Below are 24,769 nucleotides of genomic sequence, written 5' to 3' on the forward strand. Positions count from 1 at the left end.
GGCGCGCCGGATGGCGCGCCGCGCCGGTCCGGGCTAGAACAGGGCATGCGCACGCCGCCGCTCGTCCTGATCCCATTGCTGGTCTCGCTGCTGGCCACGTCCGCCACCGCTGCGGAGGGCTTGCGCCTGCCGCCCACCGAGCCGCCCCAGGCGACCAAGACGCTCCCGCTGAAGGGCACCGGCGGGAGCGCGAAGGCGGGCTCATGCGCCTCCTATGGACGCGGCTTCCATATGGTCGAGGCGACCGGGACCTGCGTGAAGATCGGCGGTGCGGTCAGCGTCGAGACCACGGTGCGGCGGTAGTCGGCATGGTGCCGGATCTGCTGCGGCCCGAGATCGTCTTCCCGTTCGTGATGTATTGTGCGCTCTTGTGGTGGGTCGGGCGCGGCCTGAGCTGGCCGGCGAAGCTTGCCACGGCCGTGGTGACGCTGGTGCTGATCATCTGCGTGGTGCTGGTCGAGCGCGGCTGGCGCTAGACGCCAAACAAAACTGCGAAAGCAACCCCATGCACAGTAGCCGTCAGGCCTCCGGCGTGACGCCGCCCGCTTGCGCGGGGAGGCCGATTCAGCGTGGCCCCGGCAGGCTTTGAGCCGCGCCGCCGGCTCACGACATCGGCGGTGCGACGAATTGCGCAAATCCGCTGCGCTTGCCGAGCTCGGCGAGCCAGCGCGTCAGGTGCGGTTGGGCCGGGCGGGTGATGCCCTCGACGCCGAGCCAGCGCCGCGCATAGCAGCCGATCGCGATATCGGCGATCGTGAACTGATCGCCCTCCATGAAGCGGCGCGTGGCGAGATGGCGGTCGGCGATGGCCCAGACCTCGGCGGCGGCATCGGCATCCCGCTGCACCTGGATCATGTCGCGCTCGGCGGGCGCCGTGCGCACGATGCCCCAGAACACCGGGCGATCGACCGGCTGCACAGTCGACAACGTCCAGTCGAGCCAGCGGTCGACGCTGGCGCGGCTCTTCGGCGCCTCGGGGTAGATCGCCGTGCCGCGCCCATGCGCGAGACAGAGATAGCGCAGGATGGAGTTGGACTCCCACAACACGAAGTCGCCTTCGACCAGCGTCGGGATCCGCGCATTGGGATTCATCGCGAGATACTCGGCCTCGCGGGTCTTGCCGAACGCCATGCCGGCGTCGATCCGCTCGAAGGGCAGGCCGAGCTCGGTGAGGCACCACAGCACCTTCTGCACGTTGACCGAATTGGCACGGCCCCAGATCGTCAGCTGTTGGTCCGGCATCGAGCTTGCTCCCGCGGCGTGGTCGATTTGTGCGGGTGATAACGGAATTTCGCGTCGTGGAGGACGGCGCTTGCGGCGCGCCCCTCATGCAAAAAGCTCCGCCCGAGGCGGAGCTTTCGTGGCAAATGTTATGGTCGCGCCTCTAATGGCCGAAGAACAGCCATAACAGAATGATCACCGGGATCGGCACGCCCAGCAGCCACAGCAAGATACCTCGTCCCATTGCGTTCTCCTCCGATTGCTCTGTCGGAGGGACAATCCCAGGTGCGAGGGCTTGTTCCTGGGCGAGGTGCCTTACCAATGGCCGGTGTTGGGCATCGAGGCCCAGGGTTCCTGCGGCGGCTTCGGCTCGCCCTTTTGCAAGAGCTCGATCGAGTGCAGGTCCGGCGAGCGGACGAAGGCCATGTTGCCGTCGCGCGGCGGACGGTTGATGGTGACGCCGGCCTTTTGCAGCTTCTCGCAGGTCGCGTAGATGTCGTCGACCTCATAGGCGAGATGGCCGAAGAAGCGATCCTCGCCGTATGTCTCCTCGTCCCAATTGTAGGTGAGCTCGACCAGCGGGGCGCCGCGCGTCTTGGGCTGGTTTTTCAGCGCGTCGAGATCGTCCGCCGCGCACAGGAACACCAGCGTGAAGCGCCCCTTGTCGTTCTCGATCCGCCGCACCTCCGTCAATCCAAGCGCATCCCGGTAGAACTTCAGCGCGGCATCGAGATTGCGCACGCGCAGCATGGTGTGGAGGTATCGCATGGTTGTTGCTCCCTGACATTCAGAGGGTTTTGCAGAGGGTTTTGCTTTGGGCCGGACCGGCGGGAGCATCAATTAGCAGCAAAATGCGACAAAGGGCAGGGGCCGCTCTCAGAGGCGCTACGTTGAGGCGCTAGCGCCGCCGCTGCGCGGGCGCGCCCGTTCCGTTCCAATAGGGTTGAGCCGAAGCGGCCGGCGGCACGCCTTGCCCGATCGGATTGCTGAACGGATTGCTGCTGGGCTGCGTCGCCACGGCGCAGCAGTACGCGCCGTTCGCAGGGCGGGGGCGTCGTTGCTGCTGCTGGGCGAGGGCCGAGGTCGCGTACAAGAGGAGAGAGATCGCGAAGACTGATCGAAGCATGGGTGTGCCTTTCCGATCAGGGGAAAACGGGGAACGGGCGCGGGTGTTCCCGAGCGCGTGGTCGATATGATATGGGGGTGCTTCTGTTTGCGATCGCGAGTGCACCCATTTGGCTTGGCGAGAAGCCCAGATTGTTGGCGAGCCGGTTCAGTGCACTGTCACGCAATTCGAAAATAAGAAAGCGCCGCACAAATCTTGTTCAAGGAAAGTGTGCAAGCGCCCCGAGCGAAGAGTCTCCTTATCATCAGCCTCCTTGGCAACCGTACATCATCTGCATTCAGATTGCGGTTTGGGGCCTTCGGCTGTCCGCGGCCTGGCCGCGGGCTCAATCTGCCAATTTCTGGCGATAGATTCCTTCAGGGTTACGGCTAAGCAATAGACTGCGGATTGCAAAATGGGCCTGGTTTCTTTGTCGGCCTCAAGAGTCTGGAGAGCTCTATTTATCCCGACCATCCGAGCTTTCACCTCGTCGTCCTCAACGAGGGACAGTTGACTCCAATACAGCGCATAAAAGTTGTCTCGCGCATCTTTCCATTGAGGGGTTTCGGGGTCTAGTGACGCTAACTTGCCTGCAATGGCTGATGCATTCGTGTAGGTGGATAGCTGCAACTCCAGGAATGGCCTGCGCGCTTCCGTCTGGCGCGTTCGCTGCGCTGCTTCCGCTTGCGCGCGTGCATTCTTCTGTTCGTCCAGATAGCCATTCACCGCCCAAACCGCCGCCGCTATCGCGGTAAGCATCGGAAACATGACCTGCACGAGCGTCAGCACTCGTTCCGTCTTTGGAGAGAACGGTGCTTTCGATGTCTCTCTGACCGGCAACTTGCTCATATGCCCTCGAATAAGCTCTCATGCCAATTGAGCGGGCGGAGGAAACGTCTGGATCTATCTCAATTGGAGGTAGAATGAGCAAAATCGTTGCAGACTTCAAGGCTCTCAAGATCTCAGAGCAGCACGAAGTGTTCCCCCAAACTTCGTCCCTCTACTTCTCCACCGGCACGAGGTCCGCTATGTGAGTGCGGGGACGGAATTGGCTCTCAAGATCCTGCTCGGCTCGAACTTCACGCTGGCCCTGGTGGTGCTCGCATGCCACTTCGCGACCAGGGACGGGCGCGATGGGATGTAGCGGCGCTCAGGGCGGCGGACCACCTCGAGCGGAGCTTTGCACGCTGTGCCAGTTCGGGCATTAGAACGCGAACCACGCCAGCACTGCGAACACCGGGATTATCGCTCCGCCGAAAAGCAGGAGGGGTGAAGGTTCGTTGCCTATGCGGTCATCGCTCATGCGAGCTCCCAGGAAAACTCCGTGACGGAGACGAAGCGCGACCTCCTGTCATGACCAGAAGCGCGTCGGCCCAATGTTGGAATGACGGGGCGGGAGCGACGTTCCAAAAGAAAGCTCCGCAACCTTGGGGGGCGGGGGCGCGGAGCCTTCCTCACGTCGAGCAGGGGCGGCCTGCTCCCGAAGCCAACGATCGCGGCACCGCGCGGTTCCTATCTGACCGACCAGGCAGCGCCGCGTCGGCCCGTTTCGTCAGAAGGACTGATCCAGCGATCAGGTGAGCCGATCCAAGTTTCCCAGCGGCTTGTTTCCCGGCGGCTTGGCGGGTTCGTTGTCGGGCTTTTTGGCCTGCTCCTTGCCCTCTTCGGCGAGCTTGCCGTCGCCCGTCACCTCGGCGATCACCTGTTTGGTCTTGCCGGCTATCTTATCGCGAATCCTCGTCATGCACGGCAACGCCTCACGTGCCGCGGCGTTGCTAACGAAAAGTCCGCGAAACCTTCTTGGCCGCGGATGAATTCAGGGGCCGTCGCGAACCCCGGCGGCGCTGGCCGCGACCAATCGCATGATTCAAAGCCCGATCAGCGCGATCCTGGAAATGCTCCTGTTCCCATGCGGCGGCTTCTTGTTTTCGTCCTGATGTTCCCGGCGATCGCCATGCTGTTGCTGGACGCATTCTCATTCGACGACACGGTGACCGCCGGCATGTTGCCCGGCATGATCGTAAGAGGATATCTCGTCGGCATCACGCCGGCGCTTGCGATCGCACTCGTGGACTGGCTACTCAGGCGGACTAGTTTGTCCCGCGTGCTTCTGACGGCTGTTTCGGGCTACGTCCTTGCAAGCGGCGCGGGCCTCTTGATGCGCGACGTGAGCGTCGTCGAGGCCTTGCAGCTCGGGCTTGCTGGCGCAATTCCAGCCGCTGTGTGCTCGGGGCTGTCGCAGTCACCGTACCGTGCGCCCAACGCTCGCCAAGCGGGAGAGGCCGAGCACACCCGCAGACAATCCTCGTGATGTCCATATTCGCCTGACCCACGGCAAAGACGGAGACGACTGGCGAAGGTGCGATGGTGCCGCGTTGCAACCGGCCGACGAGCGAAACCGGCTTTTACACGCCCGCCCGCTGATGTAGCGTGCAAGCGAGCCGCCAACGCGGTGTGCCGAAACCGCGTCAGTACCTGGCGGCGCATGTGCCCACGGCGGGCAATGACTCCATCATTTTTCAGACCCACCGTCGTGACGATCAGCTCGTCACGATGCGCGTTCTCATGATTTCAGAAGGACGACAGCCATGCATTTCTGTCTCACGGGGCAATACACGCAACGCGCTCTCAACGCGATTCTGGAAAACCCGACGACCAATCGTCAGGAGGCGGCAGCGAAACTGATCGAGGCGGCCGGCGGCAAGCTGGTCTCGATGTACAGCGTCGCGACCGACGGTCCCGGCGTTCTCGTGATTTTCGACGTGCCTGATCCGAATGCGGCACCGGCCATCTCCGGCCTGACCGTCACGGCGGGCACATTGCAGAACGTGAAGCTGATGCGGCTGTTCACGCAGGACGAGATCAAGCAGGTGCGGCAGAACGCGGCCAAGCTGCGCTCGTCCTACAAGCCGCCGGGCGGCTGATCTGCCGACAACAGGCGAGGCCGCCGTTCGTCGCATCGAGCGGCGGCCTTGCAAAGGTTAGGCCGCAATCCGCTGCTCGACCGGAGCGGTCAGGTGCTTGAGCACTTCGGCGTGCTCGAGGTCGGGGACCGCAATGGCGGTGTGGCTGTACATCGCGTGGGTCCGCGATGTCGCGATCCGGTCCAGGATCTCTTTGCCCTTGATCACGTGCAGGCCCATGCCCTCCCGGGTGGGGAAGATCGCCAGCACCACGTCATAGGCGGCGATGACGGCTCTGAGCGCTTCGGCCTTGTCTTCGGCGACGTCGACGAAAATGCGAACATCAGCCGCGAGTTCACGCAACTCGTGAAAATCCAGCACTGTGGGATACTCCAACGCAACGATACTGACGCGGAGCTTGGAGCCGTTGGGTTACCGAAGTCTGAACAATTTGAATCGAATAACAAGTTTCACGATGAGGTGACACGTCGCTGGGACGGCGTGCGAATTGAATATCTCGCCCACCGAACTTGAGCTATGCTCCTGCCGGAGATAACGGAGGGCGGCCGTGCGAAAAGCTGTCGTGGTTGCGTTCCTGGCGCTCGGTCTGACGCCGGCATTGGCGCAGGACGCTGCGAAAGCGCCTGACCAGAAAAAGGCTGATCCAAAATCGGACAATTGCTTCTACACGGTCGGGACCCAGGCCATCCAGGTCCCGATCGGCGCGAGTGTATGTCGGCGTCAGCCGGCACCTTACAACGACAGATATTCGCTGCTTCGATGCACCCCTCCGCTCGACGAGCTCGCCACCGACGTCAAGCGGGGCGATGCCCGCTGCGACCGCTACGATGAATGACGATTAGTCGGCTCTGACGGCGCGGTCATCGCAGGTGCGGCCTGGAGGCGGGAGCGCGCGCGGCCGTCATGGCGCGATGCGGTCGCTTTTGACGTGCTCGCGAAAGCCTAGATTTTGCCGCAAAGCGAGGCCTCTTCCTAAGGCCCAGCTTGCGTTTTGGGCCTCGATGGGGTCTAAGCCCCGTCACCTCATGACCACCGGCATGAATCGGAAGCGCGCGCGACCCGCGGGTTCGACCGCGTAATCATCAGGGTTTGCTCGCGCGCAGAGAAGGAATTCAGACATGGCGAAGATGACGAAGACCAAATTGATCGATGCAATTGCAGAAGGCACGCAGATCTCGAAGAACGACGTGAAGTCTGTGATCGAGTACATGGCGACGGTCGGCTACAAGGAGCTCAACGAGTCCGGCGAGTTCGTCATTCCCGGCTTCGTGAAGATGTCGGTCGTGAACAAGCCCGCGACCGAAGCGCGGATGGGCATCAATCCCTTCACCAAGGAGCCGATGCAGTTCGCGGCCAAGCCGGCCAGCAAGTCAGTGAAGGCCTCGCCGCTGAAGGTCGCCAAGGACGCGGTCTGATCCCGCCATGCTGCGCTAAGGCGCGACGAGATTGGGACGAATCGTCATCGCGCTTCAGGTTGTCGTTTGAGCATGATCTTTTCGGAAAACCGCTGCGCACTTTGCGCTAACGCGGTCCTCCGGGGTCCGGATCATGCTCAAGGCGCTGCACAAGAAAAACCCCGCGCTTTCGCAGCGGGGCCTTCTCGCCGACCGCGATGGGATTTCAGCGCCTGGCCGTCAGCTGTATCTCAAACTTAAGGTTGAAAATCCAAAAAGCAACCGCGCCGCCATGACGGAGTATGTTCGTCAGGCGGCGCTGCCGTATTGACTGGGCGCTGAAATCCCAGCTTTCATGGGTCCGCGCGATGCGCGTCCAATGCGACGTCCACCGAAATCGTGCGCGGAGACTGGACTTTTTGTTCTCATTTTGTTCTAGTGAGGCATCTTCTTTGGAGGTGACTCATGACTGTCGAAAAACAGCGCGAAGTGATCAGGCTCTGGAACGAACTGCGGAAGGTCGAAGGTCCGGCCGCAGAGGAGATCCGCATCCAGATCCTGGAATGCTTTTCCGAGAAGGGCAAAGGCAAGCGGGCGGCTTGATCCGCCTCGGTGCGCACCGACATTCGTCAGGCGCGCTCTCGTATCGGTTGCGCGCCTGACGCCCCCGTCGACGAGCCGCGATCGCGATGACCGCGGCCGTTTTGGAATTTCTTTCGACAGTGATTGCTGCCGATTGCGGCGCGGCGGCGTGCGCTTTCACCGATCGTTAGCAATCGCCGCGTGCTGATTTTCTCGATTCCGATTCGTTCTTTGCGAACGAAATGGAGTCGGATGCAGAACATCTCGTGCCTGCCGGTTTCGCGTGTCTCGGAACGAAGCAGCGTGATGCTTCGCATGTTCGCATCCTCATGCCAGCGTAGAGCATGCGCGAGCAGGCTATCGCCTATGAAAACGGCGTAATTTTTGGCGCTACCGTTTCCACATCGTCATGGCCGGGCTTGTCCCGGCCATCCACGTCTTCACTTCTGCAGAACAAGACGTGGATGCCCGGGACATAGGCGAGCGAAGCGACGCCGTCCTTGCGGACGGCTATGCCCGGGCATGACGAGTTTGTGGAGCGATCGACTGCTCACAAGACACATCGAACCTGCAGCATTATCCGCATATGCGATTGCCCTGCATGCGCGAGGGAGCGCGACACGGACGCGTGCTGGTTCATCGAGATGTTCGTCGAGATCGCGAAATCGCGCGGGGTGGGATCGTGCTCGTTTGCATGCAAACGAATTGTTAAGATCTGCTCCGCGCTGATTTCTTCGATTCCGATTCGTTCTTCGAGAACGAAATGTAAGCGAAGCTGGAACAAAACCGGCCGCTGCACCGCGTCAGCCGCCGTCGCTTTCCGTCTCGACGCTTGCGATGTCCAGGGCTATCGTTCGGAGACGGGTGCCGGCGATGAAGAACGGTCTATTCCATCCACATCCACATGCTCGACGGCGTGAAGGGCCGCGACAGCGGCGTCCTGATCCTGCGCGACGGCGTGCTGCTCGGCGGCGGGCCTTACTTCTGGTCGCGCGGCTCGTACAAGGTCGGCGGGCGCAGTTCGAACAGCGGGACCTGGAAGGGCGAGCTTGCCACCAACCAGCATACGCCGTTCGCCGACGCCTTCGTACGGCCGCTGTTCGGCGGGCAGGAGGTCACGAGCGGCTTTTCCGGGACGTATCGCGACGACGACGCCGAGGTGTTCGGCACGGTGCTGGTCGCCGGCCGCCGCAGCCTGAGCTTTCGCGCGACGCTGAAGCGGCTCGCCGAGATCTGAAGCGGGCGCGCAAGCTCCTAACGAAAGCTTGCCCCAAAGGGGATAACCCTATTTGGTTAGGTTAAAAGCCCAATCGCGTTGCGCGCGCCGCTGCCTAGAGTAGGTGTTCTGGCAAGGACAAGAACGACTTTGCCAAGAAGCGGATTTTGACATGACGCCTTTTTCAGGACCGTCCTTTTATCAGGGCGACCGGCACACCTACCGCCGCGTCGCAATCGCCGGCTCGCTGTTCTGCCTCGCCTTCGTGGTGATCAGCTTCTCGGTGCGGCCACAAGCCGAGGACACGCGCGTGGCGGTCAAGGCCGACCGCCTGGTGCGCACCGCCGGCCAGGCGCCGCACGCCAATTAACGCTCGCCGCCAATGATGTGATCCTCGGCGGATTCGTCGGAGCATCCGACGCCCGCCGTCGCGAGCGCTACAAAGCCGGCATAGCCGGTCAGGTTGAGCAGAATTTCGAGCCATGCGGGCATGACTGGCCTCTTCTTCTCTTGAGGCTAGGCAACGTGCGCCGCTGGCGCATGTTCCCGGGATAGTTGCGTCAGAGCCGAGAGGAGGGGTCGAGCCGGCGGCCGAGGGTCGCAATCGATTCGCTTGAGGGCTGGTCCTTCAGGAACTCGGCGATGGCACGCGCCAGCTCACCGTCGCTCATCGGCGCCGGCGGCGGGCGCAGCGTACCGACCCCGAAGCTGCGGACGATCTCGTCGTAATGCTGATCATCGGACCTGGGAACAAGCCTTCGGATGCGCGCCAGCAAAGCGGATATCGGCAATCTCTCCTCCTCAATTCTCCGCCCCGCTGGCAGAAGCTTGCGTCTGCTGCCATGCGCTCCCGTGAAACTGAAAACCCCGCCTGCACCGCGGAGGATGCAGACGGGGTCTTCGTGCTGTCGCCTCAACCCGGATGGCGGAGGCTCCCGCACTTGAGCATTCAATCCGCCCGCCGCGCTTTCGTTCCTGCGGGCCAGAGATTTTTTGCAGCCCGCGGTTCCCGGCCCTGCGCGCAACCATCGTAGGCGCAGGCCGTTATCGTCGCAGTACGCGAAGGAGGAGAAGCATGAAGAAGACACTGGCAGTTCTGGCCACCGTCGCGGCCGTCGGCGTGACGGCGATCGCGGCGCCTGCGCCGGCCGAGGCGCGTGGCCGCGGCATCGGACCCGGCCTCGCATTCGGCCTCGCCGCCGGCGCAATCACCGCGGGCGCCATCGCCGCGTCCCATCCGTACGGCTATTATGGACCGGGCTACGGCTATTACGGCGGACCCGCCTATTACGATTACGGCCCTGGCCCTTACGCCTATTATGGTGGACCGTACTACCGGCACCACTACTACTACCGTCACTGGTAGGGTCTGACCAATCGGGATAGGGGGAGTCTCGCGACTCCTCCCCTCCCACACCACCGTACATACGGGTCCGTATACGGCGGTTCGGCGGATTATGCAGGCCACTGTCCCGTGACGGAAGCCAAGCCGAGCGAAGCGAAGAAGCTGTTTGGCAGAGCAATGGCGAGCGCGGGGCTGTTCGCGAGCCGCCAAGGGCCATGCGGGGCGCCGGCAGTTTGCGCTGCCAGATCCCGGCCGACGCCACGGCGTCGCAGCTCGGCGAAGCGAGCGGGTCCATACTTCCATTGCTTCCAGACGACGGCGCGCAGCCGCCGCCTGATCCACCGGTCAAGCACGCGCAACACCGACGGGGTTTGGCAGAAGCCGAAGTAGCCGCGCCACCCGATCAGGTAGGCTGACAGCTCCTTGGTAATCTGCACGAGGCTTCGACCGCACGTGCGTCGCGTCAGCTCCAGAACTTTTACCTTGAAGCGGGCGAGCGCCTGCGGCGCGATGCGCCGTCGCGGTGGTTCACTTCCGCCGGTAAAGCTGAAGCCCAGGAACTTGCGAACGCTCGGTTTGGCGACCGCACTCTTGGCCTTGTTGATCTTGAGCTTGAGGTGCTTTTCGAGGAACCGTTCGAGGCCGGCCAACACCCGCTCGCCCGCCTTCTGACTGCGTACATAGATATTGCAGTCGTCGGCGTAGCGCACGAAGCGATGGCCGCGTTTCTCCAGTTCCTTGTCCAGCACATCCAGCATCAGGTTCGACAACAGCGGCGAGAGCGGTCCGCCTTGCGGCGTACCCTCCTCCGTCGGGCTGACCAGCCCTGCCTCCATCACACCCGCAGTCAAGAAGCCACGGATGAGCTTGAGGAGGCGCTTGTCAGCGACCCGTTTGGCAATGAGCCCCATCAGGATGTCGTGGTTGACCCGGTCGAAGAACTTTTCCAGATCGATGTCGACGACGACGGCGTAACCGGATGCGATGTAGGTCTGCGCCCGTTCCACCGCCTGATGCGCCGAGCGGGTCGGCCGGAAGCCGAAGCTCGCCTCGGAGAACGTTCCGTCCCAATCTGCCTGCAACACCTGCATCACCGCCTGCTGGATGAAGCGGTCGAGCACCGTCGGGATGCCGAGCGGCCGCAGGCCGCCCGACGCCTTCGGTATCTCCACCCGCCGCACCGGCTGTGGCTTATAGGTGCCGTCAAGCAACTGGGCGCGGATCGTGAGCCAGTGCTCCTTCAGATAGGCCGATAGCTCGCCGACGGTCATCCCATCGACGCCTGCCGCACCCTTGTTGCGCTTCACTTGCGCCAATGCTGCTTGCAGATTCTCACGCTCGACGACTACTTCCATCGACGGTCCTGCGACCGCCGGGCGTTCGAGGCTGGCTCTCACCGCGCTTGCTTCGGTCTCTCCGGCGGCGGAGCTTGCGGCTTCACCGCCTGCTCCGGTGCCCAAGTTCAGTTCGACCTGATTCTTCTGCCGCATGGCTCGCGCGAGATCGTTGCTCTACTAACCACTTCCACCGTTCGGGCCTTCGGCGGCACACGCCACCTACTATGCCCTCAGCTGACTTCTGCGCTGCGGTCGGGCCGCCTTACGACGACCTCAGTCCCGTTGCCGGGACACAACGCAGACCTCCCGAGGTAAGACCGACCGCCTTCACCGCGCGCCCGCCGAATTTACCACCCCGACCCTTGATGACCCTGGACTTCGCGATCAGTTGCTCGCTCGTCCGGCCGGGTAGGCCTCGTTATCCGGTGTTTGTCCATCGGGCCGCGGCTTTGCTCCACGCTTTCTTCAGACCCCACCTCGCGGTGACGCCCTTGCGCTTCGCTAATCCTTCGCCGCCATCAGGCTGGATAGAGGACTTCCACCTCCAAGCTGTCGTTCATACTCGGCACACAACCAAAAGCCCGGCGCGATGCTCCGGGCTTTTTTCATGCGCGATCTTCTTTTTCGCGATGATCAGGCGTGCTTACGGCCAGAGCGAGGGCCGTTCCGCCTTGCGGGCATTGTCGAGCGTCGAGACGAAATACTCTTCACGCTCGCGTTTGAATTTTTCCTGCGTGGCACGGAAGGCGGCGACACGGGCGGCAATCTCTTCACGTTCGTGGATTTTGCGTTGTTCGTCCTCGGTCATTGTCAAATCCCCTCGACACCTGAGTATGTGTGCACTGCTGGACTCAAGCACTGCCGCCGCATCATCTTGAGTCGCGTAAACACATGCATTGGCACTTCTGATTGGGGCGTCAATGGGGAGGAGGCATTGCAGGATTGTGATATGCGAAGGGCGGAAGAAATTGCCGCGTGCATCGCGTTCGCGCTTGATAAGAGCGTCAGCAGTCTTGTCGCTTGCGCCTGTTGCAGCCAAGCCAAAACGGATTCGGGAGGCCGCTCATGATTGCATCGGATCTTCGCAGCGGCGTCGAGCGGCTCGGCGACATGATCGCCGAAGCCAAGACCATCGTGCCGTTCACAGGCGCGGGCATCTCGACGGAATGCGGCATCCCCGACTTCCGCTCGCCGGGCGGGCTCTGGACCCGCTACCGTCCGATCGAATTCGGCGAGTTCGTCGCGAGCCAGGAGGCACGCGACGAATCCTGGCGCCGGCGCTTTGCGATGGAGCAGGTCTTCGCGGCGGCCAGGCCCGGCCGTGGCCACCGCGCGCTCGCCTCGCTCTACCGCGCCGGCAAGATTCCCGCTGTGATCACCCAGAACATCGACAATCTGCACCAGGCCTCGGGCTTCGCGCCAGATCATGTGATTGAACTTCACGGAAATACTACTTATGCGCGCTGCATCGGATGCTCCCAGGCCTACCCGCTCGACTGGGTGAAGCGCCGCTTTGACGACGACGGCGCTGCGCCCAATTGCACCGCATGTGGCGAGCCGGTGAAGACCGCGACGATCTCGTTCGGCCAGATGATGCCAGAGGACGAAATGCAGCGGGCAACCGAGCTGTCGCGGTCCTGCGACCTCTTCATTGCGATCGGTTCCTCGCTTGTGGTGTGGCCGGCGGCGGGCTTTCCGATGATGGCGAAGAACTCCGGCGCGCGTCTCGTGATCATCAATCGCGAGCCGACCGAGCAGGACGACATCGCCGACCTCGTGATCCACCACGATATCGGGGAAACCCTCGGGCCCTTTGTCGGAAATTGAGGCATCAATTTGATTCGCGCCTGTGCAAGCTGTTCATAGGTCCCGGCGAATCTCTTTTTTATCTATGCCTCGCAACCGGGAGTGTTATCTTTTGAGTCGGAAGATTCGCGTCGCGTCGAATTGAGAACATTCTCTTAAGACGCGTGATTCGAACGCCGCCAATGTGGCGGGTTGCATGGGCATGTGTGGGGTCCGGGGTTATGGGGTCGTCGGACGGATTTGAGTCCAAGAAGGTCGGAGTTCCCGCGGTGGGCGAGCACGGTGGCGCCGGTCGCGACAGCGCGCTCAGTCCCTTCACTGGACTAGGGGAGGGCAGCGCCAACCTCGTCGAGGTTCACGGCGTCATCAAATGGTTCGACGCCTCAAAGGGCTACGGCTTCATCGTTCCCGACAATGGCTGGCCCGACGTGCTCCTGCACGTGACGGTGCTCAGGCGCGACGGCTTCCAGACCGCCTATGAGGGCGCCCGCATCGTCGTCGAGTGCGTGCAGCGCGCCAAGGGCTACCAGGCCTTCCGCGTGGTCTCGATGGACGAATCGACCGCGATCCATCCGGCGCAGATGCTGCCGCCGCGCACCCATGTCACGGTTACCCCGACCAGCGGGCTGGAGCGGGCCCAGGTCAAATGGTTCAACCGGCTGCGCGGCTTCGGCTTCCTGACCTGCGGCGAGGGCACGCCCGACATCTTCGTGCACATGGAGACGCTGCGCCGCTTTGGCATGACCGAGCTGCGGCCCGGCCAATATGTCCTGGTCCGCTTCGGGCCCGGCTCCAAGGGCATGATGGCGGCCGAGATCCATCCTGAGACCGGATCGCCCGGCTTGCAGTCGCACTAAGGCTAGAGCGCGATGAGTTTGGATGAAGCGTCATCGCGCTTTCCGGATCATGCTTTAGCCCTTATCATTCCCGGAATCGTGACAAGAGGCGCGCCGGCTGACTGGCGCGCCTCTGGCTTTTGTCATGATCGCCGCGTAAGGACTGTTCCGGTCCCATTCCGATCCGAGTGCCATTCCAATGACTTTTGCCATGACTTTTCCCATGCGGCTCGCCATGGGTTTTGCCAAAAGCCGTTTTGCCAAAAGCCTTGCCGCCATCCTCGTCATCGCCGGCCTTGCCGCCGCCAACGCCGCCAGCTTCCAGCCGCTCGAGATCGTCACCAAGAACGGCGTGCAGGTGTTCTCGGTCGAGATGGCGACGACCGAGGAGGAGAAGCAGACCGGCCTGATGTACCGCAAGGAACTGGCCGACGGCAAAGGCATGCTGTTCGACTTCAATCCCGAACAGGAGGTGTCAATGTGGATGAAGAACACCTACGTCCCGCTCGACATGATCTTCATCCGCGCCGACGGCCGCATCCTGCGTATCGCCGAGAATACCGAGCCGCTGTCGACCAAGATCATCTCGTCGGGAGGACCCGCCCGGGCCGTGCTGGAGGTGGTGGCGGGAACGGCACAGAAATATGGCATCCGGCCCGGCGACCGCGTCGGTCACCCGCTGTTCGGTAGCAAATAACACCGCCCATTGCGGGCTTTGCCAGCCTTGCTGGCGCCCGTTTGGAAGCTTGCTGGCGCCCTTGGAAGCGTGTATCGACGGGGCTCACCGGACATTCGGGGTATAGCGCAGCCTGGTAGCGCGGCAGTTTTGGGTACTGCAGGTCGTTGGTTCGAATCCAGCTGCCCCGACCAGTCCCGACGTTGAATCTCCTCGTCGACATCGTCGGCGGTTCGGCCAAGAGCGTCGTCCACGAAGTCTCCCGCGTCCTGAACGCCTGCGCGAGAGCGCGCGGTATCTCAGGTGGGTTGCGACGACCTGCGCGGCGGCGAATGACCAAAGCTTCTTCGAACCTTTGGTCGCCGCCATAGACATATCGGTGTTGGGTATTTCAGCGCCCAATGTCTAAACGGACGCCGCCAAGCGATGATACTCCGCTTGCGCGGCGTTGCGCTTTTCAAAGCACGGTCCGCGATCAGTTCGAGGCGTACCAGCCGAGCGGAAACGGCAGCAATGGCCAGACCAGATGGTTGTCGTTGGCGGCCTTCGGCGGCGCCTCGACGAATATCCGGATCAGCGGAGCGGGCGGCCTCCAGCGCACTGCCAAGCGCATGCATGCACATTGCAAATTCATTGTGGTCGTCCCGTCAATACTTTTCAAAATTCCGGCGCGCTGGAAATTCAACGTCGATCAAAATCAGGCGCCCGACACGGCACGCACATTCTCAAATGGTGCACCCATTCTAGGAAAATCGGCATCGGCTTTCAACCAGTCCGGACGGCTGTAGTAAGGTTGACCAGTTAGGTTAAGACAGAGCGGTTGTTGCGGTAGACCTTGCGATCACTATCAAATCGGTCCCGGCTCGCGACGGGGTACCTCCAATTGGTGCTCACACAAGATCACGGTTCGTCGCATCGCTCGTATCGCGTGAGTTCTACGTCATGTCTTTCGATCGCAATGTCCGAACCGTCGGTTCGCAGTCGAACTGGACGGAGATCTGGCACCTCTGGACCGTCATCGTGCCGCGCCGCTCGATCAACGGGCAGCTCGTGTACGGCAAGGTGTGGCGCCGCCACGACGGCCGCGACTGGATCTACAAGAAGTTCACCGAGTTCGGCGGCGAAGAGGCGGCCTGAGGAAGCATCGCCGCCATCAGGCGCAGTATCGCTGCTGCGGGCTCAGGCGGCCTTCGCCGGCGAAGCGGCCGCAGGCTTGGCCGGCGGCGGCGGCTTCAGTGGCTTGTCCTGCTTCTTCGACCAGGAAATGTAGTAGGCCACCGTCGTCATGATCGCGATGCCGGCGATGCTGACGAAGAGCTGTGCGAACAGCGAGCCCGAGCTCATCGACAGCTCGAAATGACCGACGAAAGACAGGAACACGCCGACGCAGAACACGGCGAGCGACTGCTGGCCGCAGACGATGACCGGATCGAAGATCTTCCATTCGAGGCCCGGCCAGTCCTTCGGCACGAACCGGATCACCAGGATCACGATCACGACGAAGTGGATGAAGCGATAGGGCGCGAGGTTGGTCTTGTCGTTCGGGTTGAAGGCCGAGAACAGCCATTCCGGAAACATGCCGCCGAAGCTCGGGAAGCGGCCGGCCATGGTCATGACCAGCGCGAAGGCGAGATAGGCGAGGCAGAGCCACAGCGTGATCTGCGAATTGATCAGCGCGCCCGAGCGCCGTGCGCCGCCCATGGCGCACCAGGCGCCGAACACGAACAGCACCTGCCAGCAATAGGGGTTGAAGTACCACTGGCCGGCCGGATAGGCGGTCAGATTCCAGCCGAAGTGACGCGCGGCCAGCCACAGGACGATGGAGAGCGACATCGTCAGGTCGGGCTTGCGCAGCATGAACCACAGCACCGGCGGAAACAGCCCCATCAGCACGATGTAGAGCGGCAGCACGTCGAGATTGAGCGGCTTGAAGCGCAGGAACAGGCCCTGCCGCAGCGTCTCGGTGGCGTTGTCGACGAGGCCGGCGACGTTGAACTCGTTGATCATCTCGGAATCGCCGAAGCGCAGCGCGAGATAGCTGATCGAGGCGATGTAGATCACGAACAGGATGATGTGGGCGACGTAGAGCTGCCAGACCCGCTTGGTCAGGCGCGTGGCGCCGACGATGAAGCCGCGCTCCAGCATCATCCGCGCATAGACGAAGGAGGCGGTGTAGCCGGAGATGAAGACGAACAGGTCGGCGGCGTCGGAAAAGCCGTAATTGCGGGTCGTGATCCAGTTCACGACATTGTCGGGGATGTGGTCGAGGAAGATCGCCCAGTTCGCGACGCCGCGAAACAGGTCGAGCCTGAGGTCGCGGCCTTTATCGGGGAGCGTTGCGCTGACGTTCAGGAAGGCCATGCGACGGGAGCTTTCGTGGGGGGCGGACACGCTGAGGTCGGCGAGGCGGGGGCACCGGGCGGGATCCCGGGGCGGAGGGCGGGTACGCAATTGTCACGGTGCAGCATAATGACTATACCCCTCGATGAAGGGCACCCAAGGGACTGGAATCACCGAACAGTTCCCAAAAGGTGTCTCTATACTATGCCCGCGGTTTCCACCAACTGCTACCGTGACGCATCGAAATCGAACGAAAAGACCGAGAGGCCCGACCGACCATGACCGCACGCATTTTCAAGCCTGCCAAGAACGCGATGCAATCCGGCCGGTCCAAGACCAAGGAGTGGCAGCTGGACTACGAGCCGGAGCAGCCGCGCTCGGTCGAGCCGCTGATGGGCTGGACCTCGTCCAGCGACATGAAGCAGCAGATCACGCTGCGCTTCCACACCAAGGAAGAGGCGGTGGCCTATTGCGAGCGCAAGGGCATCGCCTACCAGGTGATCGAGCCCCAGGACTCCATCCGCCGCCCGGTCGCCTATGCCGACAATTTCTCGTTCCGCCGCGGCGAGCCCTGGACGCATTAGAGAGCCATGGTCGTCTGAGATGCCGTCATGCCCGGGCTCGTCCCGGGCATCCACGTTTTGGAAGCTCGGCGAGAGAACGTGGATGGCCGGGACATAGGCGAGCGGACGCGACGCCTTCCTTCGGACGGCTTTGCCCGGCCATGACGGCCTGAGAGGCATTCCGCTCGTACGCAATCGCGCCGTGCATGGGGTGCCCCCTTGGCACCAATTCCGCCGCGTGCTTCGCTGCCTCGCATGACACGACCATGACGAGGGTAGGGTATGGCCGGGCGTGACCAGCTCGACGGCGTCGATCTGAAAATACTCTCCGAGCTACAGCAGGACGGACGGGTGCGCAACAACGAGCTGGCGCTGCGCGTCGGCGTCTCCGCGCCGAATTGCCTGCGGCGGCTGAAATCGCTGTTCAGCCGGGGTGTGATCCGGGCGGTGCGCGCCGTCATCGACGAGCGGCTCCTCGGCTATGAGGTGGTCTCGTTCGTCTCGATCCAGCTCGGCAGCCAGGCCCAGCCGGTGCTGGAGGCGTTCGAGAGCTCGATCGCCGCGATCCCCCGGATCCAGCAGTGCTGGCGGATTTCGGGCGACACCGACTATCTGCTCAAATGCGTCGCGCCGAGCGTCGAGAGCATGCGCCAGCAGCTCCTTCACTTTGCCGCGATGCCCGACGTGAAGAACGTCCGCAGCTTTCCGGTGCTGGGCGTCGCCAAGGACGTGCCGCTGCCGGTGCAGGAGGTCGTGGCTGCGACGGCAGGGTAGGGCCGCTCCGCCCATCGCAAATCCCGAATTGGGCAGGCCGCCCAGCCGTTATCTGATTCGGAAAATGTCACAAAACATTAGTAACTCACCTAACTGTGACATGTGATTTGGGAAGTCCTGCAATGCGCGGGGCCGCGATTGCGGGACGCCGCAAGGGGCTTAGATGCGCGGGGCGAACCTCGGCGCGCATGGGCGCACCGGGGACTCTTTTGTGGGACCCTGAGCTAGGAAAAGACATATGACCTCTATCTCGAAGACGTTCGTCGCTTCCGCTGCGACGCTGTTTGCGTCCGCATTTCTGGTGATGGCGGCACCCGCCGCGCAGGCCGAAGAGTACTGCATCATCAACGGCGCCCAGGCTGCTCATGGCTGCGGCTATCCGACGATGGAAGCCTGCCGTCAGGCGGCCGGCGGCATTGGCGGCATGTGCTCGCAAAGCGGCGGCTCCAAGACCTCGAACGATGCGCTGGCCTTCCAGCCGAAGCAGACGCAGTCGCGCGGCAAGCTTCGTCCCGGCGCGCAGACCAATTCGAACTAACGCGAAGCGTCAGGATCGGTTCGACTTTGCGGCCTCCGAGATGATCTTGGGGGCCGTAAATTTATGACGGCGATGCGACATCGCGCGCTGGTGCGCGCTTCAGCGATAGCGGCTGCGAAACTCGCGCGGCGAGGTGCCGGTCCAGGTGCGGAAGGCGCGGGAAAAACTCTTTTCGTTGCGGAAGCCCGCGATCTCCGCGATCCGCTTGATCGGGGTGCGGCCGCGCATCAGTTCCTGTTTTGCCAGTTCGAATTTGGCTTCCTCCTTGAGATCGCGCAGCGAGGTTGCTTCCTCACGCAGGCGCCGATGCATGGTGCGCGTTGAAAGCGCGAGCTCGCTGGCAACATCCTCGGCGCCGAGGCTACGGCCACGCGCATGGCGCAGCACGCGGCGGACGCGCTCGACCAGCAGCCGGTCGCGCCGGTAGGGCAGCACGGTCAGCCGCAGCGCGCCCTTGAGCATGCTGTCGAGATCCGCGGCGCTGCGCGTCAGCGGCAGCGACAGATAGTGCTTGTCGAAGACGATGCGGGCCCCATCCGCATCGAAGCTCAAGGTCCGGCAGAATATGGTCGGATAGACCGAGACGTGACCGGGCTCGGCGTAAGGAAACTCGGCAGCGCGTAGCGCGATCGCGGAATCGATCGCCCAGCAGGAGAAGCCGAGCACATAGCGGAGCAGGGTGACGACGCAAAATTCGCGCAAAGGCCCGAGGTCGCGCTGCTCGTGGATGGCGATGGTCGCGGTCTCGTCACTGACCGAGAGCTCGAACAGCACGTCCTCGGTGAGCAGGCGGTGATGCCGGCACCAGCGCTTGAGCGCGACCTCGAGATTGGGCGCCGTGATCGAGGCGCGGCACAGCATGCCGTAGGTGCCCCACGGCAGCCGGCGCGAGAACCAGCCGAGCGCCTCGTCGTCGAGCTCGCGCATGGCGTGCCCCGCCAGAGCCTCGAACTGGGCAGCCGTCACCCGCCCCTCGCTGGATCGAACCAGGTCCTCGGTGACCTGTCCCTTGGCCAGCGCGTCCGCGGGATCCCGCCCGTAGCGGCCATAGGCCGCGACCACGCCGCGGACGAAGGCGGCGGGGGTCATGGCGCGGCGGGGCGCGGCGGTCGCGGCTTGAAAAGGCATGAAAAATCCTCGCCAAACTTGGCGGAAAATGCAACCTTTTCGACCGAAGCGGCGCCCGGCCGGGGGTAGGTTCGAGCCGGCAAAGAACTTTGCAAGAAGACGGAGGAATCGCCTTGAACATCCCGAGCATCGACTTCGATCTGGGTGAGGACATCGGCATGCTGCGCGACACCGTGCGCGCCTTCGTGGAAGCGGAGGTCGCCCCGCGCGCTGCCGAGGTCGAGAAGGCCAATCTGTTCCCGGCCGACCTGTGGAAGCGCTTTGGCGACCTCGGCCTGCTCGGCATGACCGCGCCGGAGCAATATGGCGGCTCGAACATGGGCTATCTCGCCCACATCGTCGCTATGGAGGAGATTTCGCGCGGCTCGGCCGCCGTGGGCCTGTCGTATGGCGCGCATTCCAATCTCTGCGTCAACCAGATCCGCCGCAACGGCACCGATGCACAGCGGCAGCGTTATCTGCCGAAGCTCATCTCCGGCGAATATGTCGGCGCGCTCGCAATGTCCGAGCCGGGCGCCGGCTCCGACGTGGTCTCGATGAAGCTGCGCGCCGACAAGCGCGGCGACCGCTACGTGCTCAACGGCTCCAAGATGTGGATCACCAATGGCGGCGATGCCGACGTTCTGGTGGTCTATGCCAAGACCGATCCGGAGGCCGGCCCGCGCGGCATGACCGCCTTCCTGATCGAGAAAGGTTTCAAGGGCTTCACCCACGGCCAACATCTCGACAAGCTCGGCATGCGCGGCTCCAACACCTATCCCTTGTTCTTCGACGAGTGCGAGGTGCCCGAGGAGAACGTGCTCGGCGCGGTCGGCGAGGGCGTCAAGGTGCTGATGTCGGGTCTCGACTACGAGCGTGCGGTGCTCTCGGGCGGCCCGCTCGGCATCATGGCGGCGTGCATGGACGCGGTGGTGCCCTACATGCACGAGCGCAAGCAGTTCGGCCAGCCGATCGGCGATTTCCAGCTGATGCAGGGCAAGCTCGCCGACATGTATTCGACCTGGCAGGCCACGCGCGCCTATGTCTATGCGGTGGGAAAGGCCTGCGACCGCGCCAATCACGCTCGGACGCTGCGCAAGGACGCGGCCGCGGCGATCCTCTATTCCGCGGAGAAGGCGACGTGGATGGCCGGCGAGGCGATCCAGGCGCTCGGCGGCGTCGGCTATACATCCGAGTTTCCGGTCGGCCGGCTCTGGCGCGACGCCAAGCTGTACGAGATCGGCGCAGGGACGTCGGAAGTGCGCCGCATGCTGATCGGCCGCGAATTGATGTCCGAGACCGCCTGAACCTTCCCCATGCAATGGTCGCGACGCGTTGCCCGCGGCCTCTCTCACCACGTCACCAGAACCGCGGGACCCCATGCCGCTCCATTCCAGCATCGATACGTCTTCGTCCGATTTTGCGCGCAACTCCGACGCCATGCGCGCGCTCGTTGCGGATTTGCGCGAAAAACTGAGCCAGGTTGCCGGCGGCGGCGGCGAGGCTTCGCGCAACCGCCACACCGCGCGCGGCAAGATGCTGGCGCGCGAGCGCGTCGACCTGCTGGTCGATCCCGGCACCTCGTTCCTGGAGCTGTCGCCGCTCGCGGCCTACGGCCTCTATGGCGGCGACGTGCACTCGGCGAGCGTCGTCACGGGGGTAGGACGCATCTCGGGGCGGGAATGCGTGATCGTTGCCAATGATGCCACCATCAAGGGCGGCACCTACTACCCGATGACCGTGAAGAAGCATCTGCGCGCGCAGGACATCGCGCGGCAGAACAATCTTCCTTGCGTCTACATGGTCGATTCCGGGGGCGCCTTCCTGCCGCTGCAGGACGAGATCTTCCCGGACGAGCGGCACTTCGGCCGCATCTTCTACAACCAGGCGCAGATGTCGTCGCAAGGAATCCCGCAGATCGCGATCGTGATGGGCTCCTGCACCGCCGGTGGCGCCTATGTGCCGGCGATGTCGGACGAGAGCATCATCGTCCGCAATCAGGGCACCATCTTCCTCGGCGGCCCGCCGCTGGTGAAGGCCGCGACCGGCGAGGTCGTGAGTGCCGAAGAGCTCGGCGGCGCCGACGTGCATTCGCGCCAGTCGGGCGTGACCGATCACTACGCCCAGAACGATGCGCACGCGATCGGCATTGCACGGCGCATCGTCGCCACGCTGAAGCCGTCGGTGCGGCCGAACCTCAACATGCAGAAGCCGCGCGATCCGCTGTTCGCGGCGGAGGAGATCTACGGCGTGGTGCCGGTCGATGGCCGCAAGCCGTTCGACGTCCGCGACATCATCGCCCGCATCGTCGACGGCTCCGAGTTCGACGAGTTCAAGAAGCTCTATGGCACGACGCTGGTGTGCGGCTTCGCCCATATCTGGGGTTTTCCGGTCGGCATCATCGCCAACAACGGCATTCTCTTCAGCGAGAGCTCGCTGAAGGGCGCGCATTTCATCGAGCTGTGCTGCCAGCGCGGCATTCCCCTGGTGTTCCTGCAGAACATCACCGGCTTCATGGTCGGCAAGAAATACGAGGCCGGCGGCATCGCGCGCGACGGCGCCAAGCTGGTGACGGCGGTTGCGACCGCCTCGGTGCCGAAATTCACCGTGGTGATCGGCGGCTCCTACGGCGCCGGCAATTACGGCATGTGCGGCCGTGCCTACTCGCCGCGCTTCCTCTGGATGTGGCCGAATGCGCGCATCTCGGTGATGGGCGGCGAGCAGGCCTCGATGGTGCTGAGCCAGGTCCGCCGCGACAATATCGAGGCGAAGGGCGATAGCTGGTCTAGGGAAGAGGAAGACAAATTCCGCGAGCCCATCCGCGCGCAATACGAGCACCAGGGGCATCCCTATTACGCGACCGCGCGTCTCTGGGACGACGGCGTGATCGACCCGGCCGACACCCGCCTCGTGCTCGGCCTTGGCCTCTCGGCGGCGTCGAATGCGCCGATCGAGCCGACGAAATTCGGCCTGTTCAGGATGTGATGTGATGGACCGTACGAGACTCTACCGGCGTTTTCGCAACGTCCTGATCGCCAACCGCGGCGAGATCGCCTGCCGCGTCATCCGCACCGCGCGCGCGATGGGTCTGCGCACCGTCGCGGTCTATTCCGAGGCCGACCGCGACGCCATGCATGTCGCGCTCGCGGATGAGGCCGTGCTGCTCGGGCCGGCGCGTGCCCGCGACAGCTATCTCAACGTCGAGCGGCTGATCGAGGCCGCCAAGAAGACCGGCGCCGAGGCCGTGCATCCCGGCTACGGCTTCCTGTCGGAAAATGCCGAATTCGCGCAGGCTTGCTACGACGCAGGCCTCGTCTTCGTCGGCCCGACCGCCGAGATGATGACGGCGATGGGCTCGAAATCAGGCTCGAAAGCGCTGATGGAGAGGGCGGGCGTGCCGCTGGTGCCCGGCTATCATGGCGAGGCCCAGGACGATGCGACGCTGGCGAAGGCCGCAGACAAGATCGGCTTCCCGATCCTGGTGAAGGCGTCAGCCGGCGGCGGGGGCCGCGGCATGCGCATCGTGCGCTCGGCGGCCGAGCTTGCGCCGGCGATCGTCAGCGCCAAGCGCGAGGCCCTGGCTGCGTTCGGCGACGACCGCATGCTGATCGAGAAATATGTCGACAATCCCCGGCATATCGAGGTGCAGATCATCGGCGACAGCCACGGCAATCTCTTGTCGCTGTTCGAGCGCGAATGCACCTTGCAGCGCCGGCACCAGAAGGTGATCGAGGAAGCGCCGTCGCCGACGCTCAACGCCGCGCAGCGCGAAACAGTCTGCGCCGCGGCGCGAAAAGCGGCAGGCGCGGTGAACTATGTCGGCGCCGGCACGATCGAGTTCGTTTCCGACGGCAAGGACGTGTTCTTCATCGAGATGAACACGCGCCTGCAGGTCGAGCATCCCGTGACCGAGCTGATCACGGGCGTCGATCTCGTCGAATGGCAGCTGCGTGTCGCCTTCGGCGAGGCGCTGCCGCTCAAGCAGGACGAGATCAAGCTCAACGGCCATGCGGTCGAGGCGCGCGTCTACGCCGAGAACCCGACCAAGAATTTCATGCCCTCGGTCGGAAAGATCTCGACCTGGCGCCTGCCGGCCGAGACCGGCGGCCTGCGCATTGATGCCGGCTATCGTGAAGGTGACAGCGTCTCGCCGTACTATGACGCCATGCTCGCCAAGATGATCGCATGGGCGCCGACGCGGGATGTCGCGATCGAGCGGCTGAACCGTGGGCTGGAAGAGTCCGACGTCCGCGGCATCGTCACCAACATCCCATTCCTGTCGGCGCTGATGACGCACCCGAAGGTGCGGACCAATGCGATCGACACGGGCTTCATCGAGCGCGAGCTGGCGGTGCTGACGACTGCAGCGTCCTCGCACGGCGAGCTCGAGCTCTGCGCTGCGGTCGCCGCGATCGTCAATGACGAGCGGCAGACCGCGCAGGCCGAGGCGAATTCCCCTTGGCAGACCTTTGGCTGGCAGCCGGTCGGCCGCCGCCAGCGCAGCTTTGCGTTCCGCGTCGGGCATGGTGTTGGTCATGGACCCGAACAGAAGATCGTTCTGAACTATGGGAGCGGACCGTCCACCCTGGTGATCGGCGAGCGCGAGCTTTCATTTGCGATCACGCCAAAAGATGGCGGCTTCGATCTGACGCTGGACGGCGTCAAATCCTCCGTCGCCGCCGTGATCGACGGCCATGAGCTTTACTTGCGCACGCGCAATGGCCGCTTCGACCTGCACTGGGTCGACCCGTTCGGCGGCGAGAGCGAAGAGCAGACCGGCGAAGACAAGATCGCAGCGCCCTTGCCGGGCACGGTCGTCGCCGTGCTGGCCGAGGAGGGCGCCAAGCTCGATAAGGGAGCGCCGATCCTGACCCTTGAAGTGATGAAGATGGAGCAGACGCTGCGTTCGCCCTATGCCGGCGTGCTGAAGTCGATCAAGTGCAAGGTCGGCGACATCGTGCAGGAAGGCATCGAGCTCGCCGTGGTCGAACCTTCAGGGGAATGA

General features: G+C 63.4%; 34 protein-coding genes and 1 tRNA gene. 23 read left to right on the plus strand and 12 right to left on the minus strand.

Features of this window, described 5'->3' with window-relative positions; all coding sequences use genetic code 11:
* Nucleotides 1-45 precede the first annotated feature (45 nt).
* Both AC5V87_RS20295 and AC5V87_RS20300 read left to right on the plus strand, forming a co-directional pair.
* The gene (locus tag AC5V87_RS20295; RefSeq protein ID WP_456838576.1) at nucleotides 46-303 is read left to right on the plus strand and encodes a hypothetical protein; all 258 of its coding nucleotides are present in this window, start codon (nucleotides 46-48) and stop codon (nucleotides 301-303) included.
* A gap of 5 nt (nucleotides 304-308) precedes the next feature.
* Entirely contained in the window at nucleotides 309-476 is a 168-nt protein-coding gene (locus tag AC5V87_RS20300) for a hypothetical protein (RefSeq protein ID WP_456838575.1), read from the plus strand.
* Nucleotides 477-603: 127 nt separating this feature from the next.
* Here the strand turns inward: AC5V87_RS20300 and AC5V87_RS20305 are convergent, their stop codons facing one another.
* The 4 genes from AC5V87_RS20305 to AC5V87_RS20320 all read right to left on the minus strand — a co-directional run bounded on the left by AC5V87_RS20305 (nucleotide 604) and on the right by AC5V87_RS20320 (nucleotide 4,070).
* Nucleotides 604-1,242 (minus strand): glutathione S-transferase family protein, encoded by a 639-nt coding sequence (locus tag AC5V87_RS20305; protein ID WP_456838574.1) that lies wholly within the window; start codon nucleotides 1,240-1,242, stop codon nucleotides 604-606.
* 294 nt (nucleotides 1,243-1,536) lie between these two features.
* The gene (locus AC5V87_RS20310) at nucleotides 1,537-1,989 is read right to left on the minus strand and encodes a VOC family protein (RefSeq protein ID WP_456838573.1); all 453 of its coding nucleotides are present in this window, start codon (nucleotides 1,987-1,989) and stop codon (nucleotides 1,537-1,539) included.
* Nucleotides 1,990-2,614: 625 nt separating this feature from the next.
* Complete coding sequence (locus tag AC5V87_RS20315; RefSeq protein ID WP_456838571.1) at nucleotides 2,615-3,175, minus strand: hypothetical protein; 561 nt, start codon at nucleotides 3,173-3,175, stop codon at nucleotides 2,615-2,617.
* A 724-nt stretch (nucleotides 3,176-3,899) separates the two neighbouring features.
* Nucleotides 3,900-4,070: a hypothetical protein gene (locus tag AC5V87_RS20320; RefSeq protein ID WP_456838570.1), complete on the minus strand. Its 171-nt coding sequence runs from the start codon at nucleotides 4,068-4,070 to the stop codon at nucleotides 3,900-3,902.
* A gap of 165 nt (nucleotides 4,071-4,235) precedes the next feature.
* Between AC5V87_RS20320 and AC5V87_RS20325 the strand changes: the two genes are divergently transcribed.
* Nucleotides 4,236-4,637, plus strand: a complete 402-nt coding sequence (locus tag AC5V87_RS20325; protein WP_495367576.1) for a hypothetical protein — start codon at nucleotides 4,236-4,238, stop codon at nucleotides 4,635-4,637.
* Between the two features lie 277 nt (nucleotides 4,638-4,914).
* Nucleotides 4,915-5,250 (plus strand): GYD domain-containing protein, encoded by a 336-nt coding sequence (locus AC5V87_RS20330; RefSeq protein ID WP_456838568.1) that lies wholly within the window; start codon nucleotides 4,915-4,917, stop codon nucleotides 5,248-5,250.
* Nucleotides 5,251-5,307: 57 nt separating this feature from the next.
* Here the strand turns inward: AC5V87_RS20330 and AC5V87_RS20335 are convergent, their stop codons facing one another.
* Nucleotides 5,308-5,610, minus strand: coding sequence for a hypothetical protein (locus AC5V87_RS20335; RefSeq protein WP_495367577.1), 303 nt, complete (start codon nucleotides 5,608-5,610; stop codon nucleotides 5,308-5,310).
* A gap of 187 nt (nucleotides 5,611-5,797) precedes the next feature.
* Here AC5V87_RS20335 and AC5V87_RS20340 point away from each other — a divergent pair, with 187 nt between their 5' ends.
* The 4 genes from AC5V87_RS20340 to AC5V87_RS20355 all read left to right on the plus strand — a co-directional run bounded on the left by AC5V87_RS20340 (nucleotide 5,798) and on the right by AC5V87_RS20355 (nucleotide 7,247).
* Nucleotides 5,798-6,085 carry a hypothetical protein gene (locus AC5V87_RS20340; RefSeq protein WP_456838566.1) on the plus strand — a complete coding sequence of 96 codons (288 nt, stop codon included), beginning with the start codon at nucleotides 5,798-5,800 and terminating at the stop codon, nucleotides 6,083-6,085.
* Between the two features lie 283 nt (nucleotides 6,086-6,368).
* Entirely contained in the window at nucleotides 6,369-6,665 is a 297-nt protein-coding gene (locus AC5V87_RS20345; protein ID WP_495367578.1) for an HU family DNA-binding protein, read from the plus strand.
* A 133-nt stretch (nucleotides 6,666-6,798) separates the two neighbouring features.
* Entirely contained in the window at nucleotides 6,799-6,975 is a 177-nt protein-coding gene (locus AC5V87_RS20350) for a hypothetical protein (RefSeq protein WP_495367579.1), read from the plus strand.
* 134 nt (nucleotides 6,976-7,109) lie between these two features.
* Nucleotides 7,110-7,247: a hypothetical protein gene (locus AC5V87_RS20355; RefSeq protein WP_456838564.1), complete on the plus strand. Its 138-nt coding sequence runs from the start codon at nucleotides 7,110-7,112 to the stop codon at nucleotides 7,245-7,247.
* Nucleotides 7,248-7,273: 26 nt separating this feature from the next.
* Here the strand turns inward: AC5V87_RS20355 and AC5V87_RS20360 are convergent, their stop codons facing one another.
* On the minus strand, nucleotides 7,274-7,543 hold the full coding sequence (locus AC5V87_RS20360; protein WP_456838563.1) for a hypothetical protein: 270 nt from the start codon (nucleotides 7,541-7,543) through the stop codon (nucleotides 7,274-7,276).
* 587 nt (nucleotides 7,544-8,130) lie between these two features.
* Between AC5V87_RS20360 and AC5V87_RS20365 the strand changes: the two genes are divergently transcribed.
* Nucleotides 8,131-8,463, plus strand: a complete 333-nt coding sequence (locus AC5V87_RS20365) for a GrlR family regulatory protein (protein ID WP_495367580.1) — start codon at nucleotides 8,131-8,133, stop codon at nucleotides 8,461-8,463.
* Between the two features lie 151 nt (nucleotides 8,464-8,614).
* Nucleotides 8,615-8,812 (plus strand): hypothetical protein, encoded by a 198-nt coding sequence (locus tag AC5V87_RS20370; protein ID WP_456838561.1) that lies wholly within the window; start codon nucleotides 8,615-8,617, stop codon nucleotides 8,810-8,812.
* On the opposite strand, the gene AC5V87_RS20375 is transcribed toward AC5V87_RS20370, so the two are convergent.
* Together AC5V87_RS20375 and AC5V87_RS20380 are read right to left on the minus strand one after the other, a co-directional pair.
* The gene (locus AC5V87_RS20375) at nucleotides 8,809-8,934 is read right to left on the minus strand and encodes a hypothetical protein (protein WP_283079348.1); all 126 of its coding nucleotides are present in this window, start codon (nucleotides 8,932-8,934) and stop codon (nucleotides 8,809-8,811) included. The two genes, AC5V87_RS20370 and AC5V87_RS20375, sit on opposite strands and share 4 nt — an antisense overlap.
* Nucleotides 8,935-9,002: 68 nt before the next feature.
* Nucleotides 9,003-9,233, minus strand: coding sequence for a hypothetical protein (locus AC5V87_RS20380; protein ID WP_456838560.1), 231 nt, complete (start codon nucleotides 9,231-9,233; stop codon nucleotides 9,003-9,005).
* A gap of 284 nt (nucleotides 9,234-9,517) precedes the next feature.
* Between AC5V87_RS20380 and AC5V87_RS20385 the strand changes: the two genes are divergently transcribed.
* Nucleotides 9,518-9,808 (plus strand): hypothetical protein, encoded by a 291-nt coding sequence (locus AC5V87_RS20385; RefSeq protein WP_495367581.1) that lies wholly within the window; start codon nucleotides 9,518-9,520, stop codon nucleotides 9,806-9,808.
* Nucleotides 9,809-9,897: 89 nt separating this feature from the next.
* Here AC5V87_RS20385 and ltrA read toward each other — a convergent pair whose 3' ends face one another.
* Both ltrA and AC5V87_RS20395 read right to left on the minus strand, forming a co-directional pair.
* Nucleotides 9,898-11,277 (minus strand): group II intron reverse transcriptase/maturase, encoded by a 1,380-nt coding sequence (gene ltrA, locus AC5V87_RS20390; RefSeq protein WP_456837647.1) that lies wholly within the window; start codon nucleotides 11,275-11,277, stop codon nucleotides 9,898-9,900.
* A gap of 490 nt (nucleotides 11,278-11,767) precedes the next feature.
* Nucleotides 11,768-11,932: a hypothetical protein gene (locus tag AC5V87_RS20395; protein ID WP_456838558.1), complete on the minus strand. Its 165-nt coding sequence runs from the start codon at nucleotides 11,930-11,932 to the stop codon at nucleotides 11,768-11,770.
* Between the two features lie 257 nt (nucleotides 11,933-12,189).
* Here AC5V87_RS20395 and AC5V87_RS20400 point away from each other — a divergent pair, with 257 nt between their 5' ends.
* From AC5V87_RS20400 to AC5V87_RS20425, 6 genes are all read left to right on the plus strand, one after another.
* On the plus strand, nucleotides 12,190-12,951 hold the full coding sequence (locus AC5V87_RS20400; protein WP_495367582.1) for an SIR2 family NAD-dependent protein deacylase: 762 nt from the start codon (nucleotides 12,190-12,192) through the stop codon (nucleotides 12,949-12,951).
* Between the two features lie 200 nt (nucleotides 12,952-13,151).
* Nucleotides 13,152-13,787 carry a cold-shock protein gene (locus AC5V87_RS20405; RefSeq protein WP_027557961.1) on the plus strand — a complete coding sequence of 212 codons (636 nt, stop codon included), beginning with the start codon at nucleotides 13,152-13,154 and terminating at the stop codon, nucleotides 13,785-13,787.
* Nucleotides 13,788-13,977: 190 nt separating this feature from the next.
* Complete coding sequence (locus AC5V87_RS20410) at nucleotides 13,978-14,463, plus strand: DUF192 domain-containing protein (RefSeq protein ID WP_495367583.1); 486 nt, start codon at nucleotides 13,978-13,980, stop codon at nucleotides 14,461-14,463.
* Between the two features lie 96 nt (nucleotides 14,464-14,559).
* Nucleotides 14,560-14,636 (plus strand) — tRNA-Pro (locus AC5V87_RS20415).
* Nucleotides 14,637-14,843: 207 nt separating this feature from the next.
* Nucleotides 14,844-15,230 (plus strand): hypothetical protein, encoded by a 387-nt coding sequence (locus AC5V87_RS20420; RefSeq protein WP_495367584.1) that lies wholly within the window; start codon nucleotides 14,844-14,846, stop codon nucleotides 15,228-15,230.
* Nucleotides 15,231-15,384: 154 nt separating this feature from the next.
* Nucleotides 15,385-15,579, plus strand: coding sequence for a hypothetical protein (locus AC5V87_RS20425; RefSeq protein WP_495367585.1), 195 nt, complete (start codon nucleotides 15,385-15,387; stop codon nucleotides 15,577-15,579).
* 42 nt (nucleotides 15,580-15,621) lie between these two features.
* On the opposite strand, the gene AC5V87_RS20430 is transcribed toward AC5V87_RS20425, so the two are convergent.
* Nucleotides 15,622-16,803, minus strand: a complete 1,182-nt coding sequence (locus AC5V87_RS20430) for an OpgC domain-containing protein (protein ID WP_456838554.1) — start codon at nucleotides 16,801-16,803, stop codon at nucleotides 15,622-15,624.
* A gap of 257 nt (nucleotides 16,804-17,060) precedes the next feature.
* Between AC5V87_RS20430 and AC5V87_RS20435 the strand changes: the two genes are divergently transcribed.
* The 3 genes from AC5V87_RS20435 (at nucleotide 17,061) to AC5V87_RS20445 (ending at nucleotide 18,657) form a co-directional block, all read left to right on the plus strand.
* Nucleotides 17,061-17,366 carry an ETC complex I subunit gene (locus AC5V87_RS20435; RefSeq protein ID WP_456838553.1) on the plus strand — a complete coding sequence of 102 codons (306 nt, stop codon included), beginning with the start codon at nucleotides 17,061-17,063 and terminating at the stop codon, nucleotides 17,364-17,366.
* A gap of 261 nt (nucleotides 17,367-17,627) precedes the next feature.
* Entirely contained in the window at nucleotides 17,628-18,119 is a 492-nt protein-coding gene (locus AC5V87_RS20440; protein ID WP_456838552.1) for an Lrp/AsnC family transcriptional regulator, read from the plus strand.
* A gap of 238 nt (nucleotides 18,120-18,357) precedes the next feature.
* Nucleotides 18,358-18,657, plus strand: a complete 300-nt coding sequence (locus tag AC5V87_RS20445; protein ID WP_456838551.1) for a DUF3551 domain-containing protein — start codon at nucleotides 18,358-18,360, stop codon at nucleotides 18,655-18,657.
* A 99-nt stretch (nucleotides 18,658-18,756) separates the two neighbouring features.
* On the opposite strand, the gene AC5V87_RS20450 is transcribed toward AC5V87_RS20445, so the two are convergent.
* Nucleotides 18,757-19,785 carry an AraC family transcriptional regulator gene (locus AC5V87_RS20450; protein WP_456838550.1) on the minus strand — a complete coding sequence of 343 codons (1,029 nt, stop codon included), beginning with the start codon at nucleotides 19,783-19,785 and terminating at the stop codon, nucleotides 18,757-18,759.
* A gap of 158 nt (nucleotides 19,786-19,943) precedes the next feature.
* On the opposite strand from AC5V87_RS20450, the gene AC5V87_RS20455 reads away from it, so the two are divergent.
* From AC5V87_RS20455 to AC5V87_RS20465, 3 genes are all read left to right on the plus strand, one after another.
* Nucleotides 19,944-21,071, plus strand: a complete 1,128-nt coding sequence (locus tag AC5V87_RS20455; protein WP_456843341.1) for an isovaleryl-CoA dehydrogenase — start codon at nucleotides 19,944-19,946, stop codon at nucleotides 21,069-21,071.
* Between the two features lie 73 nt (nucleotides 21,072-21,144).
* Nucleotides 21,145-22,749, plus strand: a complete 1,605-nt coding sequence (locus AC5V87_RS20460; protein ID WP_495367586.1) for a carboxyl transferase domain-containing protein — start codon at nucleotides 21,145-21,147, stop codon at nucleotides 22,747-22,749.
* 4 nt (nucleotides 22,750-22,753) lie between these two features.
* Complete coding sequence (locus AC5V87_RS20465) at nucleotides 22,754-24,769, plus strand: acetyl/propionyl/methylcrotonyl-CoA carboxylase subunit alpha (protein WP_456838548.1); 2,016 nt, start codon at nucleotides 22,754-22,756, stop codon at nucleotides 24,767-24,769.

This window comes from Bradyrhizobium sp. SOJA106 (assembly GCF_059448745.1).

Coding starts and splice junctions, on each gene's coding strand:
- AC5V87_RS20295 (WP_456838576.1), top strand. CDS start 46: ATGCGCACGCCGCCGCTCGTCCTGATCCCATTGCTGGTCTCGCTGCTG.
- AC5V87_RS20300 (WP_456838575.1), top strand. CDS start 309: ATGGTGCCGGATCTGCTGCGGCCCGAGATCGTCTTCCCGTTCGTGATG.
- AC5V87_RS20305 (WP_456838574.1), bottom strand. CDS start 1,242: ATGCCGGACCAACAGCTGACGATCTGGGGCCGTGCCAATTCGGTCAAC.
- AC5V87_RS20310 (WP_456838573.1), bottom strand. CDS start 1,989: ATGCGATACCTCCACACCATGCTGCGCGTGCGCAATCTCGATGCCGCG.
- AC5V87_RS20315 (WP_456838571.1), bottom strand. CDS start 3,175: ATGAGCAAGTTGCCGGTCAGAGAGACATCGAAAGCACCGTTCTCTCCA.
- AC5V87_RS20320 (WP_456838570.1), bottom strand. CDS start 4,070: ATGACGAGGATTCGCGATAAGATAGCCGGCAAGACCAAACAGGTGATC.
- AC5V87_RS20325 (WP_495367576.1), top strand. CDS start 4,236: ATGCGGCGGCTTCTTGTTTTCGTCCTGATGTTCCCGGCGATCGCCATG.
- AC5V87_RS20330 (WP_456838568.1), top strand. CDS start 4,915: ATGCATTTCTGTCTCACGGGGCAATACACGCAACGCGCTCTCAACGCG.
- AC5V87_RS20345 (WP_495367578.1), top strand. CDS start 6,369: ATGGCGAAGATGACGAAGACCAAATTGATCGATGCAATTGCAGAAGGC.
- AC5V87_RS20350 (WP_495367579.1), top strand. CDS start 6,799: ATGCTCAAGGCGCTGCACAAGAAAAACCCCGCGCTTTCGCAGCGGGGC.
- AC5V87_RS20355 (WP_456838564.1), top strand. CDS start 7,110: ATGACTGTCGAAAAACAGCGCGAAGTGATCAGGCTCTGGAACGAACTG.
- AC5V87_RS20360 (WP_456838563.1), bottom strand. CDS start 7,543: ATGCGAAGCATCACGCTGCTTCGTTCCGAGACACGCGAAACCGGCAGG.
- AC5V87_RS20365 (WP_495367580.1), top strand. CDS start 8,131: ATGCTCGACGGCGTGAAGGGCCGCGACAGCGGCGTCCTGATCCTGCGC.
- AC5V87_RS20370 (WP_456838561.1), top strand. CDS start 8,615: ATGACGCCTTTTTCAGGACCGTCCTTTTATCAGGGCGACCGGCACACC.
- AC5V87_RS20375 (WP_283079348.1), bottom strand. CDS start 8,934: ATGCCCGCATGGCTCGAAATTCTGCTCAACCTGACCGGCTATGCCGGC.
- AC5V87_RS20385 (WP_495367581.1), top strand. CDS start 9,518: ATGAAGAAGACACTGGCAGTTCTGGCCACCGTCGCGGCCGTCGGCGTG.
- ltrA (WP_456837647.1), bottom strand. CDS start 11,277: ATGCGGCAGAAGAATCAGGTCGAACTGAACTTGGGCACCGGAGCAGGC.
- AC5V87_RS20395 (WP_456838558.1), bottom strand. CDS start 11,932: ATGACCGAGGACGAACAACGCAAAATCCACGAACGTGAAGAGATTGCC.
- AC5V87_RS20400 (WP_495367582.1), top strand. CDS start 12,190: ATGATTGCATCGGATCTTCGCAGCGGCGTCGAGCGGCTCGGCGACATG.
- AC5V87_RS20405 (WP_027557961.1), top strand. CDS start 13,152: ATGGGGTCGTCGGACGGATTTGAGTCCAAGAAGGTCGGAGTTCCCGCG.
- AC5V87_RS20410 (WP_495367583.1), top strand. CDS start 13,978: ATGACTTTTCCCATGCGGCTCGCCATGGGTTTTGCCAAAAGCCGTTTT.
- AC5V87_RS20420 (WP_495367584.1), top strand. CDS start 14,844: ATGTCTAAACGGACGCCGCCAAGCGATGATACTCCGCTTGCGCGGCGT.
- AC5V87_RS20425 (WP_495367585.1), top strand. CDS start 15,385: ATGTCTTTCGATCGCAATGTCCGAACCGTCGGTTCGCAGTCGAACTGG.
- AC5V87_RS20430 (WP_456838554.1), bottom strand. CDS start 16,803: ATGGCCTTCCTGAACGTCAGCGCAACGCTCCCCGATAAAGGCCGCGAC.
- AC5V87_RS20435 (WP_456838553.1), top strand. CDS start 17,061: ATGACCGCACGCATTTTCAAGCCTGCCAAGAACGCGATGCAATCCGGC.
- AC5V87_RS20440 (WP_456838552.1), top strand. CDS start 17,628: ATGGCCGGGCGTGACCAGCTCGACGGCGTCGATCTGAAAATACTCTCC.
- AC5V87_RS20445 (WP_456838551.1), top strand. CDS start 18,358: ATGACCTCTATCTCGAAGACGTTCGTCGCTTCCGCTGCGACGCTGTTT.
- AC5V87_RS20450 (WP_456838550.1), bottom strand. CDS start 19,785: ATGCCTTTTCAAGCCGCGACCGCCGCGCCCCGCCGCGCCATGACCCCC.
- AC5V87_RS20455 (WP_456843341.1), top strand. CDS start 19,944: ATGCTGCGCGACACCGTGCGCGCCTTCGTGGAAGCGGAGGTCGCCCCG.
- AC5V87_RS20460 (WP_495367586.1), top strand. CDS start 21,145: ATGCCGCTCCATTCCAGCATCGATACGTCTTCGTCCGATTTTGCGCGC.
- AC5V87_RS20465 (WP_456838548.1), top strand. CDS start 22,754: ATGGACCGTACGAGACTCTACCGGCGTTTTCGCAACGTCCTGATCGCC.